General features: G+C 72.5%; 8 protein-coding genes. 6 read left to right on the plus strand and 2 right to left on the minus strand.

The annotated features are described in order from the left end of the window. Positions 1 to 80 precede the first annotated feature (80 nt). Both BKA22_RS09020 and BKA22_RS09025 read left to right on the plus strand, forming a co-directional pair. On the plus strand, positions 81 to 6,335 hold the full coding sequence (locus tag BKA22_RS09020; RefSeq protein WP_223203602.1) for an Ig-like domain-containing protein: 6,255 nt from the start codon (positions 81 to 83) through the stop codon (positions 6,333 to 6,335). Between the two features lie 2 nt (positions 6,336 to 6,337). Beyond that, the gene (locus tag BKA22_RS09025) at positions 6,338 to 10,123 is read left to right on the plus strand and encodes a family 43 glycosylhydrolase (protein ID WP_146953396.1); all 3,786 of its coding nucleotides are present in this window, start codon (positions 6,338 to 6,340) and stop codon (positions 10,121 to 10,123) included. Between the two features lie 54 nt (positions 10,124 to 10,177). Here the strand turns inward: BKA22_RS09025 and BKA22_RS09030 are convergent, their stop codons facing one another. Further along, positions 10,178 to 11,236 carry a LacI family DNA-binding transcriptional regulator gene (locus tag BKA22_RS09030; RefSeq protein ID WP_146953395.1) on the minus strand — a complete coding sequence of 353 codons (1,059 nt, stop codon included), beginning with the start codon at positions 11,234 to 11,236 and terminating at the stop codon, positions 10,178 to 10,180. A 262-nt stretch (positions 11,237 to 11,498) separates the two neighbouring features. Between BKA22_RS09030 and BKA22_RS09035 the strand changes: the two genes are divergently transcribed. From BKA22_RS09035 to BKA22_RS09050, 4 genes are all read left to right on the plus strand, one after another. Next, complete coding sequence (locus BKA22_RS09035) at positions 11,499 to 12,821, plus strand: ABC transporter substrate-binding protein (RefSeq protein WP_146953201.1); 1,323 nt, start codon at positions 11,499 to 11,501, stop codon at positions 12,819 to 12,821. Between the two features lie 100 nt (positions 12,822 to 12,921). Beyond that, complete coding sequence (locus BKA22_RS09040) at positions 12,922 to 13,875, plus strand: carbohydrate ABC transporter permease (RefSeq protein ID WP_146953200.1); 954 nt, start codon at positions 12,922 to 12,924, stop codon at positions 13,873 to 13,875. Positions 13,876 to 13,885: 10 nt separating this feature from the next. After that, on the plus strand, positions 13,886 to 14,710 hold the full coding sequence (locus BKA22_RS09045; protein ID WP_146953199.1) for a carbohydrate ABC transporter permease: 825 nt from the start codon (positions 13,886 to 13,888) through the stop codon (positions 14,708 to 14,710). Continuing rightward, positions 14,707 to 16,605, plus strand: coding sequence for a glycoside hydrolase family 127 protein (locus BKA22_RS09050; protein WP_146953198.1), 1,899 nt, complete (start codon positions 14,707 to 14,709; stop codon positions 16,603 to 16,605). The genes BKA22_RS09045 and BKA22_RS09050 overlap by 4 nt, the downstream gene beginning before the upstream one ends. A gap of 31 nt (positions 16,606 to 16,636) precedes the next feature. On the opposite strand, the gene BKA22_RS09055 is transcribed toward BKA22_RS09050, so the two are convergent. After that, entirely contained in the window at positions 16,637 to 17,446 is an 810-nt protein-coding gene (locus tag BKA22_RS09055) for a class I SAM-dependent methyltransferase (protein ID WP_179561715.1), read from the minus strand. Between the last annotated feature and the right edge of the window lie 91 nt (positions 17,447 to 17,537).

Consider the following 17,537-nt stretch of genomic DNA (forward strand, 5'->3'; position numbering starts at 1 on the left):
GAAAAGGGTTGCTGCCGCGTGGCGGCCATGGCACGCTTCGGGTGAATTCGTTGCTTTCTCAGCGTAGAGAGGCGTTCGACGTGACCCCGACCGCACCCTTGCGACACCGGGCGCGCCGCCCGCTCGTCGCCGGACTCGCAACCCTTTGCCTTGCCGCGACCGGCCTCGCACCGCTGGCCGCAGCCGCAGCGCCCGGCGCCGAGGTGCCGCAGTCCAGCCTCGGGTACCCGACCTTCACCGGCTCCCCGAACCCGGTGCCCGCCACGGGTGTGGACTACACGCCGTCGGCCTACCTGCAGCAGGTCTTCGACCAGGACGTCGCCCAGGGGGCCGGCACCGCACCGGGACAGGACTTCTGGATCGACCGGATGCTGGCCCGCACCGGCCCGATGTACGACGCCACGGAGAACCTCGTCGCGTTCACCCGCGGGCGCGCCGTGTTCATGAAGACGCACACCCCGACCGCGCTCGGCTGGGACGGCGACGTCGCCTACTGGGAGTCGCTCGGCAACGGCGGCGCGTTCACGTACACCGTCACCGTCGGCGGCACACCCGTCACGCTCACCGAGCAGCCCTCGCAGCGTCGGCAGACCCCGAGCTACTTTTCCAGCGTGTTCACCGGCAGCGGCCTGGTGCTCGAGCAGACGAAGTACATCACCGACCAGGACGTCATGGTCGCCGGCATCGAGGTCACCGACACCAGCGGTGCGGCGCGCGCCGTGCAGCTCGTGGCCACCTCCCCGCAGACCACGCACGCCGAGGGCGACGAGCTCGTCGGCGGCGAGCGCGTCTTCAACGACCTGACCACGGTCTACCCGCGGCTGTCCGGCGACGGGTTCACGGCGCAGGGCCAGACCCTCGTGGCCGACCTCGCCGTACCCGCCGGCGGCTCGGCGACCACCAAGCTGCAGCTCGGGATGCTCACCGACGAGCGCCCGGCCACCGCGGCCGACTACGCCGCCTACCGGGCCGCGAGCCCCGCCGAGGCGTTCCGCACCCACGTCACCGCCTACAACCAGTGGTGGGTCGACAACGTCCCCTACCTCGACACGCCCTCGGACGACATCGACAAGACGCTCTTCTACCGCTGGTGGCTCATGCGGTTCAACTACCTCGACGCGGACATCCCCGGCAACGACTACCAGTTCCCGACGTCCATGGAAGGCGTGCTCGGCTACGACAACGCGATCGTGCTGACGGTCGGCATGTTCGTCGACGACCTCAAGTACTTCCGCGACCCGGCCTACTCCTACGGGCCCGTGGTCTCCGTCGGCGAGACGTCCAAGGGCGGCAAGTTCGTCGACAACCCCGGCGACCCCGCGAACTGGTCGAACAGCTACACCCAGTACATCACCGAGGCCGCCTGGCGGGCCTACGAGCTGCACGGCGGACCGGGCGCGATCGGCGCCACCCTCGGCCAGCACTCCCAGGACGACGTCGAGGGCCTGCTCGCCGCCTACGACTCCAACGACAACGGCCTCATCGAGTACTCGTGGGGCGCGATGACCGGTAACGACGCCGACGCCGTCTCGTTCCACTGGACCGGCCACGGCGCGAACATGGACCGCACCGAGAGCGCCTACCTGTACTCCAACGCCAAGGCCGCCGCCGAGCTGTTCCGCGTCGCCGGGCAGGACGAGAAGGCCGCGCACATGGACGCGCTGGCCGCCCGTGTCCGGGCCGCCGTGCTGAAGTACCTGTGGGAGCCCGCGCAGTCCGCACCCGACAAGGTCGGGCTCACGGGCAACCTGCTCAAGCACCGCATGACGCAGGACGGCACGCTCAACCCGTACAAGGAGATCAACAACTACTACCCGTTCACCGTCGGCCTCATGCCGAAGCAGGGCGATGCCGACTACGACCCGTCGTACGTCGAGGCGCTGCGCCTGTTCGCCGACGCCGACCAGTACCCGGTGTTCCCCTTCTACACGGCCGACCAGGTCGACAAGGCGGACTCCCCGGAGGCCGGGTCGAACAACTTCTCGGTCATCAACTCGACCGTCATGTTCCGCATGCTGGCCTCGGTGCTGCGCGACTACCCCTCGCCGTACATCGACGCCGACACCTACAAGCAGCTCCTGTACTGGAACGCGTGGTCGCACTACCAGGGCGGCGACAACCGGCAGCCCAACCAGAACGAGTTCTGGTCGAACGGCTCCGCGGCCGGCGGCGGGTCGATCGGGTACCGCTCGTGGATCCACCACACGATCCTCGGCGCGACCAACTTCACCGTGATCGAGGACGCCATGGGCCTGCGGCCCCGCGCCGACGGCAAGGTCGAGTTCGACCCGATCGACATCGACTGGCCGTACTTCACGGTGGACAACGTCCGCTACCACGACCGCGACCTGTCGGTCGTGTGGGACGAGACCGGCGACCACTACGGGCCCTCGGTGCCGGCCGGGTACTCGGTGTACCTCGACGGTGAGCTCGCCTTCACGGTCGACGACCTCGCGCACGTGGTCTACGACCCGGCGACCGGCCAGGTCGAGCTGCCCGACGGCGGCGCACAGGTCGTGACGTCGACCGGCACCACGCTGGCCGCCGCGTCCGACGTCCGGTTCGAGGCCGGCTCCCGCGTGGTCGACGTGTTCGCCAAGGCGGGCACCGACATCGCCACGGAGTCCACCGGCTCGGTGGATCTTGCGGCCGGCAGGCCGGTCACCGCGACCTTCGAGGCGACCGGCCGGGCGGCCACCGCCGCGGTCGACGGCTCCACCGCCAACGAGCCGTTCTGGGGCACCGCAGGCTCGCCCAACGCCACCGACCAGCTCGAGGTCGACCTCGGCTCCGCGCAGCCCGTCGACGACGTGCGGCTCTACTTCTACCGCTCGTCGTCCACCGCGACCGTCGCCGGGTACGCCGCCCCGTCGCTGTACACGCTCGAGTACCGCGACGCAGCCGGGTGGCACGTCATCCCGCAGCAGGCCCGCACGCCCGTCTACTCCACGGCCAACTACAACCGGGTCCAGTTCCCGCAGGTCACAGCCGACCGGCTGCGCGTCACCGTGACGCACGCCTCGGGCTTCCGCACGGGGCTCAAGGAGATCCAGGCCTACGCCACCGGGGTGGCGGCACCGCCCGCCACCAACGCCGCACCGAAGGCCTCGGCCTACCGCGACCCGACGTACGACCAGCCCGGCCAGGTGCGCCTCATCGGCACCGTCAGCGACGACGCGCAGCCGTCGGGCACCCTGACCAGCAGCTGGTCCGTGCTGAGCGCACCCGCGGGTGCCGAGGCGATCGTCGCGAGCCCCGCGGCGGCCACCACGGTCGTGCGGTTCGACACCAGCGGCCGTTACGTTCTGCGGCTGACCGCTTCCGACGGTGAGCTCAGCACCGCGACCGACGTCGTCGTGGACGCGCAGCTCAGCGCTTCCGCCAAGGTCAACGTCGCCACCGACGCGACCGCCTCGGCCTCCGCGGTCACCGGCTGGAACCGGGTCGCCGCCATCAACGACGGCAACGCCTCGTACCCGATCGCCGCCGAGAGCGACGCGTGGGCCACGTGGGGCACGGCCGCCGGCGCAGGCAACGCCTACACCGCTCGCCTCACCTGGACGACGCCCGTGCGGGTCGACGAGTCGCGCATCCTGTTCCACTCCAACCGCGACCCCGGCGGCATCCTGCCGCCATCGTCGTGGAGCCTGGAGTACCTCGACGACGACGGCACCACCTGGCTGCCCGTCCCCGACCCGAGCGGGTACCCGACCGAGGACGGGACGTTCAACGCCGTCACGCACGGGTCGGTGACCACGACCTCGCTGCGGGCCACGCTCGTCCGCAACGGCTCGTCGTACCCCGGCATCATCGAGTGGCAGGCGCTGGCCGAGGAGCCCGTCGCGGTCGAGCAGGTCGCCGTGCGCACCCTCGTCGGCACGCCGCCCGTGCTGCCCGGGGCCGTCGAGGTCGTCTACGCCGACGGGACCCGTGCCGAGCGCACCGTGTCCTGGCAGGACGTGCCCGCGCAGGCGTACGCCGAGCAGGGCGACTTCACCGTCCCCGGCTTCGTGCAGGGCACCTCGCGGCTCGCCCGGGCCACCGTGTGGGTCCGCCCGACCGACGCCGTGCAGATCAACACGTTCGCGCCCGTCGCCGTGACCACGGTCGCCGGCACCGCACCGCAGCTGCCCGCCCGGGTGCTCGCCGTGCACAACGACGGGTCGGAGGCCTCGGTCGCGGTCACCTGGGACGCGATCGACCCGACGCAGTACGCCTCGGCCGGTGAGCTCACCGTGCAGGGCACCGTGGCCGGCACGGACAAGCGGCCGCAGGCCACCGTGACCGTCACGTCGTCCGCGCCGCAGGCACCGCAGGTCACGCTCACGGCCGACCCTGCCGTCCCTGCGAGCGGCTGGTTCACCGGACCTGTCGCCGTGACGGTCACCGCCACCGACGACACCGACCCGACCCCCGCGGTCGAGGTGCAGCTCGACGGTGGTACCTGGATCGCGTACGCCGCACCCGTCACGGTCGGCGCCGACGGGCAGCACGTCGTGCGGGCCCGTGCCACGGACGCCGACGGGTTGGTCTCACCGGTGCAGGCGCTCGCGGTCGCCGTCGACACCGCGGCGCCGACGGTCACCGCGACCTTCGACGAGAGCCGTCGCCGGCTCACGCTCGCGACCACCGAGACGGGTTCGGGCACCGCATCCGTCGAGTACCGCGTGGGCGACGGGCCGTGGACCGTGTACGGCACGGGCGCGACCGTCGCGCAGCAGGCCACGGTGGCCTTCCGTGCCACCGACCGGGCCGGCAACGTCTCGGCGACCGGCACGCTCGACGTCCCGGCACCCGACCCGGACGCACCGGTCAACATCGCCCCCAACGCGACCGTCACCGTCTCGGCGACGACCACGTGGAACCGGGCGACCGGCATCACCGACGGCGACGCGACCGTGCCGGTCCAGGCGCAGAGCGCCGCGTGGGGCACCTGGAACATCGCCGGGGACGCCCAGTGGGCGCGGCTCGACTGGCCCCAGCCGGTGACCACGCAGGCCAGCCGCGTGCTGTTCTTCGACGACGGCGGAGGCATGCGCGCACCGTCGTCGTGGACCCTGGAGTACCTGCTGGAGGACGGTGCCACCTGGGCGCCCGTGCCGGGGGCCTCGCCGTACACGGTGACGACCGGCGCGTTCGACACGGTCACGCACGAGCCGGTGACGACCACGGCGCTGCGCGTCACCCTGACCAAGCCGGCCACCGGGTACGTCGGCCTCGTCGAGTGGGAGGTCGACAGCCTGCCGGTCGTCCCGCTCGCGCTCGCCGTGCCCACGGAGCCGGTCACCGCCGGTGACGGCTTCACGGCGACGCTCACCGGCGGGGCGCCCGACACGGCCTACGCGGTGACGCTCGAGCCGGACGGGCTCGCGCTCGGCACCCTCACCACGGACGCCACCGGCAGCGGCGTGCTGCACACGGCGACCCTGCCGCGTGACCTGGCCGGCGGTGCGCGCACCGTGCGGGCCGTCGCGGGCGACCGGACCGTCGAGGCGCCGCTCACCGTGCAGGCCGGTCCGGCCGAGGCGGTCGTCGTCGCGGGGACCGTGCAGGTCGTCGGGGCCCCGCTCGTCGGGCAGGAGCTGCGAGCGGTGACCGAGGGGTGGGGGCCGGACGGCGTCCGCCTGGCCTACCGGTGGTCGGTCGACGGGAAGGTCGTCCGCGGTGCCACCGCGGCCACCTACACCCCGACGCGGCACGACCGCGGCGACCGGGTGACCGTCGAGGTCACCGGGCACCTCGACGGCTACGAGGGGCGGTCCGTCACCTCCGAGCCGACCGACGAGGTGGGCACGCCGGTCGTGCAGGCCGGGACGGTCGCCCTGACCGGCACCGCACGCGTCGGTGAGCCGCTGCACGCCACCGTCGCCGGCTGGGCGGACGGCGTCCGGCTGCAGTACCGGTGGAAGGTCGACGGTCGCGAGGTGCGCTGGGCCACGCGGTCCACGTTCACGCCGCAGCCGGGCGACGTCGGCCGCTCGATCGTCGTCGAGGTCCGCGGCAGCAGCCCCGGGTACGACCCCTCCGGATGGGTGTCCTCGCCCCCGACCGTGACCGTGCAGCCCGGTGAGCTCACGTCGCGGACGGTGACGATCACCGGCACGGCGAAGGTCGGCTCCACGCTGCGGGCCACGACCGACCGGTGGGAACCCCGACCGGTCGAGCTGAGCTACCAGTGGTTCGTCGACGGGAACGCCGTCCGTGGCGCGACCCGGCCGACCTGGACGGTCCGCGGCGCGGATCGCGGCGACGTGATCACCGTGACCGTCACCGGCACGAAGGACGGCTACGAGCCGACCTCCCGCACCTCCTCCGGCCTGAAGGTGGGACGTTGACCATGCAGACGACGACGGTGAACCAGAACCCGCTGCCCCGGCCCTCGTCGGCGACGAGGCGTCGCCGGTCGGTCGCGACCGTGCTGGCCGGTGCGCTGGTGGGCACGCTCGCGGTGGCGCTGCCGGCGGCACCTGCTTCGGCCGAGGTGCCCGAGCCGGTGCCCGTGCACTCGACCGGCAACCCGATCCTCTCCGACGGCTCGTACTACTCCGCGGACGCAGCCCCCCTGGTCGTCGACGACACGCTCTACGTCTACACCGGGCACGACGAGGCGGCCGAGCAGCAGGCCGGCTTCGAGATGCACGACTACGGCGTGCTGGTGACGGACGACGTGGCCTCGGGGGAGTGGCAGCACTACGCCGGGGTGATGGACCCGGGCGAGGTGTTCGGCTGGGCGACCGGCAACAACGCCTACGCCGGGCAGGTCACCACGGGCGCCGACGGCCGCTTCTACTGGTACGCCCCCGTGGAGTGGGACAACACGGCTGTGCCGAACCGCATGGCCATCGGCGTGGCGGTCTCCGAAAGCCCCGTCGGCCCGTGGGTCGACGCGATCGGGGAGCCCCTGCTGACGTGGACCGACGTGTTCGGCGCCAGCACGTCGGGCCAGGAGGTCATCGACCCGCACGTCTTCACCGACGTCGACGGGCGCGTGTACCTGTACTGGGGCTCGTGGGGCGTGGCCCGTGCGGTCGAGCTGGAACCGACGATGACGGCGACCACGGGCCCGATCAGCACGTTGTCCGGGCTGACCTCGTTCTACGAGGCACCGTGGGTGTTCGAGCGTGGGGGCACCTACTACCTGGCGTACGACTGGAAGCAGGGCGGCAGCGAGTGCACGCCGTCCAACTACCAGGCGTGCATCGCTTACGCGACGGCCGAGAACCCGCTGGGGCCGTGGACGTACCAGGGGATCATCCTGGGCGGCACCTCGGCGACGACCGTGCACCCGTCGGTGGTCGAGCTCGACGGCCGGTGGTACCTGACCTACCACACCAAGGACGCCGTGGGCGGGGGCCACTTCCGCCGTTCGGTCGCGATCGACGAGGTCACCTGGGACGGCGACCGGATGAACCCGGTGGTCCCGACCCGCGCCGACGACCCCGCCTACCGGCTCAGCGACAACCTCGCGACGGGGGCGCACGCCTCCGCGTCGTACACCGAGCAGCCCCCGATGACGTTGCGGGCGCTCAACGACGGTCGGGCCCTGACCGCGCTGCTGCCGCCCGACCAGTGGGGCAACTACCGCGGCACGACCATGACCCAGCAGACCGACTGGATCCAGTACACGTGGGACGCCCCGGTGCGGACCGGCGGTGTCGGCCTCCAGCTGCACCGCGACGGCAACTGGATCCGCCCTCCGGCGTCCTGGACGCTGGAGTACCTGGACGCCGCGGGCGACTGGCGCCCCGTGGAGGGTGCGACGTACCCGACGGCGACCGACGTGTGGCACACCGTGACCTTCACGCCGGTGACGACGACCGCGCTGCGGGCCACGTTCCGCGGGCAGGACGAGGGTGCCGCGGTGCACTCGGTGGCCGTCTCGGAGTGGGAGGTCTACGCGGTGGCCGCCGACGCGATCGAGCCGGTCGCCGTGGCGACGCGCACAGGCCAGGCGCCCGCGCTGCCGGCCGCCGTCCGTCTGCCGTTCGGTGACGCAGGGCGCCTGTGGGTTCCCGTGAACTGGCGTGCTGTCGACCCGGCCGCCTACGCCGCACCGGGCACGTTCACGGTCGAGGGCCGTGCGCTGGGCCAGGCCGCCGGGTACGTGACCGCCACGGTCACGGTCGGCGACGGCACGGTCGACCCGGGCCCCGACGACACGCTCGCGCCGACGGTCACGCTCGCCGCCTCGGGCACGTCGGGCCAGGACGGCTGGTTCTCCTCCGCGGTGACCGTGCGTGCCGCGGCGGACGACGACGTCGACTACCTGCCCACGGTCGAGACCCGCGTCGGGGACGGTGCGTGGGTGACCACGCCCGGGGTCCGCTCGGTCGACGTGCCCGTCACGGCCCAGGGCTCGACCACCGTGCAGGCCCGGGCGCGCGACGCCGCGGGCAACGTCTCGGCCGAGGTCAGCCGCACCGTGAAGGTCGACACCACGGCACCGGTGGCGAGCGGCACGCTCGACGCCGCCACGCGCGCGGTGACGCTCGACGCCTCCGACGCCCTGTCCGGTCTGGCGGTGCTCGAGCACCGGTGGGACGGCGCGGGCGACTGGGTCGCGAGCACGCCGGGCACCTCGGGCCCCACGGGCACGACGAGCACCGTGGTGCAGGCGCCGGACACTCTTCCGCACGAGCTGACCTACCGGGCCCGTGACCTGGCCGGGAACGTCACGACCGGGACCGTCCGGGTCCCTGTCGCCGACGGCGCCCAGCTGCAGGGGAACGTGGCGCCCTACGCCTCGGGCACGGCGTCGTTCACCTCCGGCTGGGAGGACGTCGGCGGCCTCAACGACGGCACGAACGGTGTGCTGGAGGACGACGCGTCGAAGGTCGGCGCGAGCTGGGGCACGTGGGACCGGGTGGGCGAGCAGTGGGCCCAGCTGACGTGGGAGTTCGACGTGACCGTCGACCAGGTGGGCGTCTGGTGGTACCAGAACGTGCCCGACGCGCAGAACGAGGGCCTCATCGCCCCGCGCAGCTGGGTGCTGCAGCACCAGGCCGCCGACGGCAGCTGGGTCGACGTCACCCTGGCGGACGGGTCGGCGTACGGGCGTGACAGCGAGGGTTTCGCCTCGGTCGCGTTCGCCCCGGTCACCACACGCGCGCTGCGGGTGGTCGCCCAGTCGTGGGGTGCGGCCGCAGGGCAGGGATCGGTCGGGATCAGGGAGTGGCAGGCGATCGCCCCGGAGCCGGACGGCACCGTGACGCCGGTCGCCCCGACGTTCACCGCGGCCACGACCTGCACGGCCGGTGTCCCGGACGCCGCGACGGTGCAGGTGCCGACCGTCGACGGCGTGGTCTACCGGGTCGCCGGCGAGGTGGTGCAGGGCACGCTCGAGGTCGCGGCGGACGCGACGGTGACGCTCACCGCCGAGGCCGCCGACGGGTTTGCGCTGGCGGACGGTGCGGTGCGCGAGTGGACGCAGACGTTCGTGGCCCCGCAGTGCCCGGTCGTGCTGGTGCCGGTCGAACCGCAGGCACCGACGTTCACCGCATCGGTGTGCACGGACGGTGAGCCCGGGCCTGGCGCGGTGACGGTCCCGGCCGTCGAGGGTGTCGTGCACCGTGTGGAGGCCCGGGTCGTGGAGGGCACGGTCGAGGTGCCGCTGGGCACCACGGTCTCGGTGCTGGCCGTCCCCGCCGAGGGGTACGTGCTCGAACCGGGTCCGCAGGCCGTGACGTGGGCGTTCCGTGCCGACCCGGCGGACTGCTCGCCCGGCGTCGCGGTGACGCCCGGCACCGTCGTGGTGCGCGGTGCCGCCAAGGTCGGGTTGCCGTTGCGGGCCGTGACGTCCGGCTGGGGTCCGAGCGGGGTGCGCCTGGCGTACACCTGGTCGGCCGACGGGGTGGTCGTGGCCGGTGCCGAGGCGGCGACGTTCGTTCCGACGGCGGCGCAGCAGGGGGCCGTGCTCGCGGTGCGGGTCACGGGCTTCGGGGCGGGTCTGGTGTCCACGTCCGTGGTGTCCGACCCGACGGGAACGGTCGGCGCCCGACCGTGGTGGCTGCCCGAGCGCAGCGGCACCTGGGCGGGGTCGGCAGGGGGGACGCCGCGGGAGTCGTCGAGGACCGACGGGGCGTGGTGGCTGCCGGAGCCGACGAGGGGCGTCCTGTCGGAGTGACGGCCGGCCACCGGGTGCGCGGCCGCCCCTCCTGACCCCGTCGAGGCGGTGGGGTCAGGAGCGGGCGGCCGTGTGCTGCCCGGTGCTGGGGAGAGGGCCGGTGGACCCGCGTGGCACGAGTCGTGCCGACAGCGTCTCGGTGCCGGAGATCGGTGTGCCGTCGATCGCCTCGAAGAGCCGGGCCGCCGCACGCCGGCCGAGGGTCTCCAGCTCCATGTCGACGCTGGTCAGCTGCGGTCGCGCGTTGAGGGCCAGCAGCTCCCAGTTGTCGTAGCCGCTGACGGCGATGTCGTCGGGGACCCGGCGGCCGGACTCGCGGAGCGTGTCGAGGACCCCGCGGGCGATCTGGTCGCTGCCGCACAGGACGGCGTCGACGTCCGGGTGCTGGGCGAGCACGATGCCTGCCGCGGTGCGGCCCCACTCCTCGGACCAGCTGCCGTACAGCGCCTGACCACCGAGCATGCCGATGCCGGCGGCGTCGAAGGCCTGCACGGCCCCGGTGACGCGGTCGTGCGCGGCGCCGTAGCCGGGGTCGCCCATGACGACGGCGATCCGGGTACGCCCGCAGGCGAGCAGGTGCTCGGCGACGAGGCGACCGCCTCCGACGTTGTCGCTGACGATCGACATGTCGCGGGGGTCGGTCGAGGGGGCGTAGGCGTAGACGACGGGGATCGGCAGCTTGCGTCCGAGCGAGGGCCGGGGGTCGGGCCGGGCGCCGACGACGATGAGGCCGTCGACGCGCCGGCCGAGGAGCGCCTGCACGTGGAACTGCTCGCGCAACGAGTCGCCGCGGGCGTCGCAGAGGAAGACCGACATGTTGCCGGTGCCGGCCGCGTCCTCGGCGCCCATGAGCGTGGGGATCGAGAACCGGCCGTCGAGGTCGTGGGTGACCAGGCCGACGGTGCCGGAGCGGCCGGAGAGCAGGTGCTGGGCGAGGACATTCGGCGAGAAGTTCAGCTGCTCCGCCGCAGAAACGACCCGTTCACGGGTTTCGGCCTTGACCTGGGCGCGTCCGTTGAGCGCCTTCGAGGCGGTCGCGATCGAGACTCCTGCGAGCTTGGCGACGTCCGAGAGCGTCGTGACCTTGCGCGTGTTGCTGCCGTTCTCCTGCATGATCACCGCCTTCGTCGGGCCGGGACGGTCGTCCGGCACCTTCTGTCCGCTGATCGTAGCGGCCTCGGCGGCTGCGGCGCAGCGCGGCGTGCGTGCTGGTCAGGCGCCCGGAACGGTTGACGGCGGCAGGGTCCGCGAGTATGTTCACCGAAAAGGCTTTCGTCAGTGGTGACGGAGCGCTTCACGAACGCGGTACCCCGCACGGCCCGCCGAGGGCCGGTCGGGCTCAGCACTTCAACGACGAATGCTCGAGGAGAGAACGATGAGCAAGCGCTTGTTCCGATCGCGGGGGGCGCGAGGCGCGGCGGTGCTCGCGGTCGCCGGCCTCGCACTGACCGGTCTGACGGCCTGCAGCAGCGATGACAGCACCACCCCGGGTGGCGACGACGTGGCCACCGTCGGCCCAGGGGGCGTCGACGACGGCACCGAGCTGAGCATGTGGACCCGCGCCCCGCTCGAGCGTCAGGCCAAGGCCCTCGTCGAGGCGTACAACGCCTCGCACAAGAACCAGGTGAAGCTCGAGATCATCCCCAACGACGACATGGAGGGGAAGGTCGGCGGCGCCGCCACCAACGAGGACCTGCCCGACCTGCTCGCCGGAGACGTCGTCCGGCTGCCCTACTGGGTCGAGAACGGCCTGTTCACGGACCTGACCGCCCAGATCGACGGGCTCGACTACGCCGACGACATCACGCAGGGCCACGTCGACGCCGGCACCGACTCCGAGGGCGCGAAGCACACCGTCCCGTTCGTCACCGACATCTCGGTGATGGTGTGGAACAAGGACCTGTACCGCGAGGCCGGTCTCGACCCGGAGAAGGGCCCCACGACCCTCGAGGAGTTCCGCGAGCAGGCCCAGGCCGTCGCCGACCTGAAGAAGCCCGGCGTCTCCGGCACCTACTACGGCGGCAACTGCGGCGGCTGCCTGGTGTTCACCTGGTTCCCGTCGATCTGGGCCTCCGGTGACGAGGTCCTCAACGACGACGGCACCGAGGCGCTGCTCGCCAGCGACTCCGCCAAGGCCGTCTACGACACGTACGCCCAGCTCAACGCGTCCGGCGCCGTCGGCACCGGCTCCGAGGAGGAGAACGGCAGCACGTGGACCGCACCGTTCTCCAACGGCACAGTCGGCGTGATGCAGTACCCCAACACCGCCGTGTACGCCGCGCAGGAGGCCGGGATCGACGTCGGCGTCGGCGCGATCCCCGGTGTCGACGGGGGCGGCTCGACGTTCCTCGGCGGTGACGCCATGGGCGTCTCCAAGGACTCCGAGCACGTCGCGCAGGCGTGGAACTTCCTGTCCTGGATGCTCTCGGACGAGACGCAGCTCGAGGTCGTCGCCAAGGACGGCGAGGTCCCCGGACGCAACTCCCTGCTCGACAACAAGTACGCGCAGGAGAACCCGATCGCCCTCGCGATGAACAAGATCGCCGCGAGCGGTCGCACCCCGGTCGCGCCGTACTTCTCGGAGGCGTTCAACGCCTCGGGCAGCCCGTGGGTGAACCTCATCCGCAACGCCACGTTCGACCAGACCGGCACGGTCGACGAGGACAACGACGCGATCACGGCGATCCTCGCGCAGTAGCAGCCGGCGTGCGGTGGCGTACCGCTCGGCAGTACGCCACCGCACGGCCTTGCACGGCGCCCTCGCGCCACGTCCCGCCCCACCGCCTCGGAGCCACCCCATGTCCTTGAAGACCGCCCCTCCCCGGGGCGCGACCTCGCCGCCGCAGCCACCCGAAGGTCCGCGCCGGCCCCGCAACCCCCACCGACGCGCCTGGCAGGGATGGGCGTACGCGAGCCCGACCGCCGCGCTCGTCCTGGTCTTCTTCGTCGTCCCGATCGTCCTCGTGTTCGTGATGGCAGGTTCCGACTGGACGCTGCTGGGCGGCAACCAGGGCGGGAACCTGCCCGAGAACTTCACCGCGGTGCTCGACCACCGCATGTTCTGGCCGGCCGTCACGTTCACGCTGAAGTACACGGCCATCGCGACGGTGCTGCTCATCGGCCTCGGTCTGGGCCTGGCGTTCCTGGTGCAGGAGAGCACCCGCTGGCGCGCGTTCCTGCGCACCGCGTTCCTGCTCCCGACCGCGCTGGGCCTGGCGTCCGCGTCGCTGCTCTTCTACGCGCTGTACTCCCCGCAGGTCGGGCCGATCACCCCGCTGCTGGAACGGCTCGGGCTGACCGACGGCCCGGTGAGCGTGCTCGGCACCGCCGACGGTGCCCTGTGGTCGACCGTGCTGCTGATCGTCTGGCGCTACGCCGGCTTCTACATGCTGCTGCTGCTCGTGGGCCTGCAGGGCATCCCCGGTGACGTGTACGAGGCCGCCCGCCTGGACGGCGCCGGCACCCGGCAGGTGTTCCTGCACATCACGTTGCCGCTGCTCAAGCCGTCGCTGGCCCTCAGCACGATCATGTGCGTCACCGGGTCCCTGCTGGCCTTCGACCAGTTCTACATCCTCACCAAGGGCGGCCCGGACGGCTCGACGATGACCCTCGTCCAGCTCGTCTACAACCTGGCCTTCGAGTCCAAGCGCGACATCGGGATGGCCGCCGCGCTGTCCGTGATCGTGCTGTTCGCCCTGGTCATCATCAACGTCGTCCAGCTGCGCATGATGCGCCGCAACCCGGACGAGTGAGGGACACCCCGTGAAGAACTTCTCCCGGGTCGTCGGGCGGACGCCGTACTACGTCGTCACCGGTGGCCTCGCCATCCTCTTCCTCTACCCGCTGCTCTGGACGGCCATCAGCTCGGTCTCGCCGCAGCCCGGCTCCGCGCAGGTCGACGGGTACGGCTTCGGCAACTACGTCACGCTCGCGCACTACCAGGCCGGCGTGCTGACCTACCTGGGCAACTCGTTGGTCATCTCGGTGACCGCGGTCGTCGTCACGGTGCTCACGGCCCTGCTCGGCGGGTACGCGTTCGCCAAGTTCGCCTTCCCCGGCAAGGACGCGCTGTTCCTGCTCACGCTCGCGATCCTCATGGTCCCGTACGCGACCCTGCTGATCCCGCTGCTCATCTGGCTCAAGCAGATCGGGCTGAACAACACGCTCGTCGGCACCGGGCTCGTGCTCGCCGTGTTCCAGCTGCCGTTCGCCATCTTCATGATGCGGATCTCGTTCGAGTCGGTGCCGCGCGAGCTCGAGGAGGCGGCGCTCGTCGACGGCTGCGGCACGCTCAGCGCGCTGCGCCGCGTGCTCGTGCCGGCCGTGAAGCCCGGCCTGATCACCGTGGGCCTGTTCGCGTTCCTCGCCGCGTGGAACGACTTCATGGTCCCGCTGTACCTGCTCGGCGGCGACAACCAGCCGCTGCCGCTGGCCCTGGTGAACATGCGCCAGCAGGTCATGGGGGTCATCGACTACGGGGCCACCCAGGCCGGGGTCGTCGTGCTCACCGTGCCGTGCGTCCTGCTGTTCCTGGTGCTCCAGCGCCACTACGTCAACGGCTTCATGTCCGGGGCCCTGAAGGGATGACCAGCACCATGGACCGACAGATCGTCGCCCCCGTCCAGCCTGCCCGGGGAGCGCTGCGCCCCCTGGGCCTCGACGAGGTGCAGATCACCGGTGGCTTCTGGGCCGGACGCCAGCAGGTCAACGGCACCGTCTCCATCCAGCACTGCGACCACTGGGAGACCCGCGTCGGCTGGATCGACAACTTCCGTCGCGCGGCCGCCGGCACGCTGCCCGAGGGGCGCACCGGGCGCGAGTTCTCCGACTCGGACGTCTACAAGATGGTCGAGGCGATGGCCTGGGAGGTCGGGCGCACCGGCGACCCCGTCCTCGAGGCGCGCATCGGCGAGCTGACCGCGCTGATCGGCACCGTGCAGGAGCCCGACGGGTACCTGAACACCCGGTTCGGCAGGCCCGGGCAGGGCGCGCGGTACTCCGACCTGGCCTGGGGGCACGAGCTGTACTGCTACGGCCACCTGCTGCAGGCCGCCGTCGCACGGCTGCGCACCGGGCACGACGACGAGCTCGTGGCGATCGCCCGACGCGCCGCCGACCACGTGTGCGAGGCGTTCGGCCCGGACGGCATCGCCGGGGTGTGCGGCCATGCCGAGATCGAGGTCGCCCTGGTCGAGCTCGCACGGGCGACGGGGGAGCGGCGCTACCTCGACCAGGCCGCGCTGTTCGTCGAGCGTCGCGGGCACGGCACCCTGCCCGACATCGAGTTCGGGCGCGAGTACTACCAGGACGACGTGCCGGTGCGAGAGGCCACCGTGCTGCGCGGGCACTCGGTGCGCGCGCTGTACCTGGCCGCGGGGGCGATCGACCTGGCCGTGGACACCCACGACGACGCCCTGCTGGCCGCGGTCGAGCAGCAGGTGCGCACGACCCTCGCCCGCCGCACCTACCTGACCGGCGGCATGGGCTCGCACCACCAGGACGAGGCGTTCGGCGACGACTACGAGCTGCCGCCCGATCGTGCCTACTGCGAGACGTGCGCGGGCGTCGGCTCCGTGATGGTCGCCTGGCGGCTCCTGCTGGCCTCGGGCGACACCGCGTGGGGTGACGTCGTCGAGCGTGCGCTGTTCAACGTGGTCGCGGTCTCGCCCGCGCAGGACGGCCGCTCGTTCTTCTACACGAACCCGCTGCACAAGCGGGTCCCCGGTGAGCCGGCCGCGCCTGACGAGGTCAGCCAGCGGGCGCTCGCGCGGCTGCGGGCACCGTGGTTCGAGGTCTCCTGCTGCCCGACGAACGTGGCGCGGACCGTCGCCCAGCTGGCCGCGTACCTGGCGACGGTGTCCGACGACGGCGTCCAGCTGCACCAGTACGCCCCCGCGCGCATCGTCACGCGGCTCGGCGACGGCAGCGACGTCGGGCTCGAGGTGCGCACCCGCTACCCGGACGAGGGCACCGTGACGGTGCGGGTCACCCGGACTCCGGCGCACGCCTGGGAGCTCGCGCTGCGGGTGCCTGCCTGGGCGCGCGGCGCGACGGTCGACGGCGAGGCGGTCGACGGTCCGGTCGCGCGGGTCCGTCGGGTGTTCGCGGTCGGCGACGAGGTCACGCTCCGGCTGCCGGTGCGACCCCGGCTGACCGTGCCCGACGACCGGGTCGACGCCGTGCGCGGCTGCGTTGCGGTCGAGAAGGGTCCCGTCGTGCTGTGCGTCGAGTCGACCGACCTGCCCGACGGTCTGCAGGTCGACGAGATCCGGCTCGACCTGACCCTTCCGGTGGTCGACGACCCGCAGGGTGCCGTCGCGAAGGGCCTGCGCGTCCAGCAGACCGACGACGCCTGGCCGTACCGGGACGCGTCGGGACCGCTGGCGGCCACGGGGGAGCCCTTCGCGATGCGCCTCGTGCCCTACCACTCGTGGGCCAACCGGGGTCCGAGCACGATGCGGGTGTGGATCCCGGCGGGCTGACCCGACCCGACCTGGCGCGTGCCCGGCGGCCTCACGCCACGGTGGCGACCGTGAGCGTGCTGAGGGTGCCGGGCACGAGCGTGTCGGTGCGCGCCCAGGCGCCGGCCCCGGCGGCCTCGCGCTCGGTGAGCAGCGTGGCGCGCCGCCAGCCGGCCCCGCGCAGCAGGGTGCCGAGGTCCTCGGTCGAGGTCGTCCACAACCACGGCTCTCCCGTGCTGCCTGCCATGGCGGAGACAGTCTCGGCGTAGCGGCGCCCCGCGTCGTCGCGGGAGCCGGGGTCGAGCAGCGAGTCCATGACGAGCGCGGTGCCGGGGCCGAGCGCGGCGAGCCTGGCGAGGGTGCGGGAGACGTCCCGGGCCGTCAGGTACATCGACACCCCGAGCCAGCTCACGAGCGTGCGGTGCTCCGGCCCGACCCCGGCGGTCCGCAGCAGCGCCACCGGGTCGTCGGTGCGCAGGTCGGCGGGGATCCAGCGCAGCGACGGCGGGACCTCGACCCCGGCCCGTGCCAGCGCGTCACGCTTCCACCGTTGCGTGGTCGGCAGGTCGAGCTCGACGACCGTGGCGCCCGTGGAGGCATGCCGGACGCCGGAGGTGTCCAGACCCGCGCCGAGCAGGACGAGGACGTCCGGAGCCTCCTCGGCCAGCACGGCCTCGACGAGGTGCTGCCGCACGCAGGCGGACACGCGAGCGGCGGCGAGCACGGGTTCGTGCGGCAGGAGCCGGTGGTAGCCGATGGCCTCGGTGCCCGCCTCGCCCAGCAGCTGCTCGCTCATCGGGTCGTCGAGCAGCAGGGGTGCGTCGTCGACCAGCCGGTGCGCGGCGCGTGCCGCAGCGGACATCAGGGCGGTACGGGAGGGGGCGGTGCCCGGAGGATCTGCTTCGAGAAGATCTGTCACGGCATTCATCTATCTCGAGAATGCCTCGGTGCGC

Source organism: Cellulomonas soli, from assembly GCF_013409305.1.
Taxonomy (GTDB): Bacteria; Actinomycetota; Actinomycetes; order Actinomycetales; family Cellulomonadaceae; genus Cellulomonas; species Cellulomonas soli.

Coding starts and splice junctions, on each gene's coding strand:
- BKA22_RS09040 (WP_146953200.1), top strand. CDS start 12,922: ATGTCCTTGAAGACCGCCCCTCCCCGGGGCGCGACCTCGCCGCCGCAG.
- BKA22_RS09035 (WP_146953201.1), top strand. CDS start 11,499: ATGAGCAAGCGCTTGTTCCGATCGCGGGGGGCGCGAGGCGCGGCGGTG.
- BKA22_RS09055 (WP_179561715.1), bottom strand. CDS start 17,446: ATGTCCGCTGCGGCACGCGCCGCGCACCGGCTGGTCGACGACGCACCC.
- BKA22_RS09050 (WP_146953198.1), top strand. CDS start 14,707: ATGACCAGCACCATGGACCGACAGATCGTCGCCCCCGTCCAGCCTGCC.
- BKA22_RS09025 (WP_146953396.1), top strand. CDS start 6,338: ATGCAGACGACGACGGTGAACCAGAACCCGCTGCCCCGGCCCTCGTCG.
- BKA22_RS09030 (WP_146953395.1), bottom strand. CDS start 11,236: ATGCAGGAGAACGGCAGCAACACGCGCAAGGTCACGACGCTCTCGGAC.